The sequence below is a fragment of the Thermogutta sp. genome, assembly GCF_014359955.1.
Taxonomy (GTDB): Bacteria; Planctomycetota; Planctomycetia; order Pirellulales; family Thermoguttaceae; genus Thermogutta.
The window spans coordinates 1-5556 of record NZ_JACIYL010000236.1; the positions used below are offsets into that span (position 1 = coordinate 1).

4 protein-coding genes and 1 CRISPR repeat array are annotated in these 5556 nt (G+C 56.5%); all 4 genes read right to left on the reverse strand.

All coding sequences use genetic code 11. From position 1 onward, the window contains the following. Positions 1 to 501: a CRISPR direct-repeat array (repeat unit 30 nt; unit sequence GTTTCAATCCCAACTTGGTTCGATTAAGAC). A 409-nt stretch (positions 502 to 910) separates the two neighbouring features. Beyond that, the gene (locus H5U08_RS08980) at positions 911 to 1636 is read right to left on the reverse strand and encodes a rhomboid family intramembrane serine protease (protein ID WP_297032318.1); all 726 of its coding nucleotides are present in this window, start codon (positions 1634 to 1636) and stop codon (positions 911 to 913) included. Positions 1637 to 1652: 16 nt separating this feature from the next. Then, positions 1653 to 2534, reverse strand: a complete 882-nt coding sequence (locus H5U08_RS08985) for a DUF308 domain-containing protein (protein ID WP_297032319.1) — start codon at positions 2532 to 2534, stop codon at positions 1653 to 1655. Between the two features lie 205 nt (positions 2535 to 2739). After that, positions 2740 to 4878 carry a hypothetical protein gene (locus H5U08_RS08990; RefSeq protein WP_297032320.1) on the reverse strand — a complete coding sequence of 713 codons (2139 nt, stop codon included), beginning with the start codon at positions 4876 to 4878 and terminating at the stop codon, positions 2740 to 2742. A 135-nt stretch (positions 4879 to 5013) separates the two neighbouring features. After that, positions 5014 to 5556: glycerophosphodiester phosphodiesterase family protein (locus H5U08_RS08995; protein WP_297032321.1), on the reverse strand; the 543-nt coding region annotated here is incomplete at its 5' end.

Here is a 5556-nt window from a genome sequence, read left to right on the forward strand (position 1 = left end):
GTTTCAATCCCAACTTGGTTCGATTAAGACTATGAAGCAAGTACTGGTCTGCGCCGTCACTATCGGAATGTTTCAATCCCAACTTGGTTCGATTAAGACGAAAATTGGTGCATAAGGAACAAAAAAAAGGAATATGTGTTTCAATCCCAACTTGGTTCGATTAAGACGCGACTTAAGCCCCATCCTTACGTGGGACGTAGCTAAGTTTCAATCCCAACTTGGTTCGATTAAGACTCGTTTACGCGAACAGCGAGCTGCTGAACAGATTCCCGAAGTTTCAATCCCAACTTGGTTCGATTAAGACTTCCATACCTTGATGACGATTTACCGTTTTTACGTGTTTCAATCCCAACTTGGTTCGATTAAGACAGTTGCGGATGCCGAGTGCATAGCCGCCAGACCCTCGTTTCAATCCCAACTTGGTTCGATTAAGACGCATCACGCTGTCACGCGGCTTGCCGCGCCTAAACCGTTTCAATCCCAACTTGGTTCGATTAAGACCCTCCCCGGAAAGCCGGTATTTTCCGGGGTTTCCGCCCTCCTCCCACCCCCTGTTTTGCAGTCGATCGCCGGTCATGCGAAAATCCCTGGAGATCGACTGCAACTAAGCGTATGCCCGGCCACTGATTTTGTCAAGCCCCAAGAAAGAGTGAGTGTAGTAGATACGATAGAGGGGGCATGCGCGATCACGATGAGGTTCTCGGCCGCCTGGCCCTCGGGCTGGCAGCGATCGCCGAACTTTCTCGGCATCCCCGACGTAAAATGCCCAGCAACGGGCTGCCCGCCGGTTACACACTGTCAACCCGTTTCCACCCCGATGGCAAGAATGGACCGAGGTGCCCGGATAGGGGGGATTGTTGGCAAAGCGGGAATGTGTCATCCCCGTGGGTGCTCCCCCTATAACGCTGCGCTACATTGCGGACGGGAGGGTATCGGGCGGTTCTGGTCGCGAAAGCAGCCGTGGCGGAAGCAGGCAGCCGAGCACCAGTCCGGCGAGCAGGCCGGCGACGTGGGCCGCGTTATCGATCATCGGCTCCGTCAGGCCAATAACGATCTGGTACACAGCCCAGGCGAGGAGGGCCAGCCCGATGCGTTTGTCGCGGAGGTGGACCGCCCGACGGTGTCGCCAGAAGAATCCCACGGCACATCCGAGCACTCCGAAGACCGCGCCCGAGGCGCCCAGCGAGGGTCCGGGGTGCACAAGAAGGCTGACAAAGCCGCCACACAGGCCGGTGAGCAGGAAAATGAGAACCGTCTGCCAGGGACCGAAGGCGTGCTCGCAGGCCATTCCCACGATGTAGAGCGCCGCCATGTTTCCCAGAAGATGGGAGAGATCCACGTGCATAAACATCGATGTGAGCAGGCGCCAGATTTCCCCGGCCAGGACCTTTTCTCGAATGAGGCCCGTTTTGAGAAAAACCTCCAGCACCTGTTGTGGATTTTCCGCTGAAAAAACGGGGATAAAAAAGCAGATATTGAGGACGATCATGCCCAGGGTTATGGCGGGAGTCCAGCACATTCCCCGCTCGAAGTCGACAGGCGGCGGGGCTGCGGCTGCCCGTTCAGCGAGCATGTCTTGTGTGATGACAAGCGGAGTGGGTTCGGGATAGCGCGTCTCAGGCGTGTCATTGGCCATGGCCTGTGTCTCCCCATCAGCGACGCTCTCCCGTATCGAGCATGACACCCAGCGCAAGGGCCACGCGGCGATCGAGGAGAACGTCCCGGTCCGCCCGCAGGTCCAGCACATAGCGATCGAACAGTGTGAACTTGCGATTGAATTCGCCGATCACCTCGTCGGTATCGGGATCGCAGATGATGAAATTGGTGCGGAGGATCCCGAACAAGGGGCCGATCAACCGACGCAGGAGCGAGAGGATGAGCGAATCCTCTTTGGCCACACACCACAGGGATCCATCGGGGCGATAGCAGGACCATTTGCGACGGATGAGGTTGGTGAGGTCGTTTTTACGCAGCCGTGCCAGGATGTTGCCGGATGGGTCACGCACGGTGTAGGTCGCGACGATTGGCATTATCTTTCGATCCTGGAGAATCTCTAATAATTTTTCGGTACGCGACTGGTCGCGCCAAAATGTCACGTGTCTTTTGGGCACTATGGCGAAAATGACGACGAATGTAAGGACCGCGCCCACCACAATGCCCACGGCGAGCAGCCACTCCTGATTGAGCACCTCGCCCAGCAGCGCAAATACAACCATACTCAAACCGAGGACAAGGATCCCCGCGAAAATGGCCAGAATTCCTCGGGCAAGGTAAACGGGTCGCTCCACAAACAGGATGGGATTGTTGTTTTCGTCGCAGACCGAATATTTTTCCGAAATGGCAACGACATGCTGTCGGAGCAGATAGACATCCCGGTCAAAAGGCGGCTCACCCCGTTGTACGGGGATTTCTTCCTGCTGTGGCGATGGCACAAGCAGATTTTGCCCACACCGCGGGCACTGCACGAGTTTGCCCGCATACTCGTCTTTAAGGTTGTACTCACTCCCACAAGTGCACCGGACAAGAACAGGCATGGGGCTCTCCTTTCCGCTTTTTGTTTGACGAGCCTCTGTGCGCGATCGATTTGGTGTCGATTATGCACAAATCAGCGGCGGAAAGAAAGCCACCGGCTCGGTTTTCTCCCGTGGCGGCTGATGATGCGACATGGGGCAGAAATGAAAACAAAAACACCACCGACAGTCGCCAGGTGGCCGAACGGGTTCTTGTGTGCTTGTTAATCTATGGCCGGAAGGGCACGTCTCCCGTTTGACGCAACGGGGTAAGTTCCTTGAGGGTACCGGGTTTCCACTCCTGGGCGATGGCGATGTCTTTTTCCACGTAGGGGGTGATTTCGTGGAGGTCCACATACCCGATGCGGTTGAGGAGTTGCGGTTTGTATTGGCTGAGAGTGATCCGTGCGTAGTTCTGCCAGTTTTCGAGGGCCTTGTGGAGGTGTTCCACAGCGGCCTGCTTTTGTTCGGGTCGCCCGTCGCGATCAAATTCCGCCAGTCTGACCGCCCCGCGAATTTTTTCGGCATAGTATTTTCCCAGATAGGCCACGGCTTCGAGATCCCCGAGCGTTCGCTGGAGTTCCCGGTGGGCGATGTCGCGCGATTTCAGGTCGGCGAGCAACGTCAGCGTTTTCTGAGCGTTGCTTTCCAGGTCGCGCGCGATTTCCAGGGGCCCGACCGCAATCTGTTCGGTGTGGTCCTTGTGATTGAGCCATTCCCGAATGTTGAGCACACCGCTGCCGGGCATTGTCTGCCCCAGGATAAAATCTTTCACGGTGTAAAATCCCCGCGGTGCGGGATAGCGCATGCAGGCTTCCGGGAACCATCTCAGGTCGATATCCCCCCAGAAAAACCGGGTGATCAGGGGAAACACGCGAGAAGCCGCCGCCCAGGCTGTGAAGAGCTTTTCAGAGGGAAGCTCGGGAAACCGGGCGGCCACAATTCTACGAAAATGATCGTTGGACAGCGCAGGGTCGTAACTGAGGCGTCCCCACAGCAGAAAGCTGTACCACTGCTTTTTCATGACCAATTGGCGTGGCACTTCACCATCGACATCGATGGCTTCGCGACCCCAGCAGTATCCGTCGGGACCCATATAGAATCCTGCCAGGCGATCACGACCAGGCATATTGAGGATATATTCACGCGCATAATCGGGATCACCCCAGCGAAAACTATAGACGTCGTCATTCCGGACGGTCAGCCAGGTTTTCATTCCCGCCGGCATCTGTTCCAATGCGGGTTTGATAAACGGTGGATTCGGAATGGAATACATATGGGCGATGGAGTATTTAAAACTGAACTCCAGAATATCGCGCGCCTCATGAAATTCCCGGAGAATGTCGCTTAAATTCGTCATGTGGAAGCGATGGATGAGGCGGAAAGATCGTCCGCGCTGGTCGGCGAGGGCATCGCGGACTCCTTCACCATAGGTTTGCCAGAGCCATTGTTCCGGGGTTAAACGCTTGGTCCCGCGCCCCATGTTTTCTCCCGCGGTGATGCCGATGCCCGCCAGAAGCGGGTATGTTCGGACGAGTTCACGGACACTCGCCCGGAAATACTGGACGGTCACAGGATTATCTCGGTCGGCAGTGATTCCGTACTTGCCATCCGTGCCCCACACGAAGATATTCCAGGTGAACCAGTAAACTTCAATACCGCGATCGTGGGCATACTGCATGACGTGGCGCCAGAAGGCGATTTTTTCGTCGATCGTCATGCGGCGCACGATCTCCACATCCTGCAGCATCTCGGGACGGACCATGTCGCGTCCCGTATGCGAGAACGAATCATCCAGGCGGAGGCGGGTCCGCCAGACGTCGTTCAGCGCCACGTCAGGAAACTCCGGAACGCGGACGATGGATGGGAAGGGGTGAAGATTCCAGAGCGTGAGCACGTTGTATCGATGTCGCGCCATCTCGTCGAGAAATTCGTGCCAGAAGGTGGTGCTCCAGACTTCGGGAATGTTGGCCTGAAATCTGTCCCCGTTATCGGAATAGCTGGGCGTTCGCACATCGAGGGGGATGTTGAATTTGATGCCCCGGCGTTTGATGTACGGTCGATGTTCCCCTTCGGCCAGGTCGCCGAGCGCGTGGATGCGAATCGCCTCAGCGATGTCCAGACCGCCGTACATGGCCCCCGTGGGGTCGCCTCCGGTGATTCGGAAACCAGCGGGGCTTTCCATTCGTTCAATCCGATAGCCCTGGGGCGGGAGTGAGTTCTGGTCAACGCGACATTCGACGACCAGCCGGGACTGCGGCGTGCCGCTTGCCAGCGCCGCTTGCAGGATTTCGTCGATCGCGAACGCGATTTGCGGGAGGCGGATGTCGCCGCGGAATTCGATACTTCCGGGTTCGGCCGCCCACATTCGATCAACAGAGCACCCCCCAAGCCAGAAAAGGTGCCATTAAGACCGTGGACACAAGCGTTCGCAGCATCAGTCGAGCCTCCCCGGTTTGACAGATTACTCGGCAACCTGTCAGAGCCTGTTCGTAGCGAATATCTATTGTCTTTCCTGCCCCACGTTTCTTTGTCTAACCTCCGGCTTTTGCAGTTCTTGGCGGATCAATGCCGGTCGGTTGGTTGTGATCGAATCCACGCCCAGGTCGCGAAACAGTCTGGCACGCGCGCCGTCATCAATGGTCCAAACGTGGAATTCGTAGCCTTCACGGCGAAGCCGGTCCACGAAAGACCGATTGACAACTTCCGGGTTGGCTTCTGTGTCCAGTCCGTGGGGTCTGATTCGCGACAGAGTTTGAAATACTTCGTCCGCGGTGGGAGTCCAGCAGCCTGTCTCCTTGTCCTGTTTGTACGACACCAGCCAGTAAACCTTAACCTCGGGCAGTAATCTGCGAACTTCCACGACAGTATTTTGGTCAAACGCAATGATGACAATTTGCTGGAAAGAAATTCCGGACGAAACGAGGACCCGACGGATCGGTTTTACCAGCTCGGGGCCGCCTTTGATTTCGAGAAAGAGCTTTTTCCCTGGCGGGATGATCGCCAGAACTTCAGCCAGCGTGGGAATGCGTTCGCCGGTAAACGC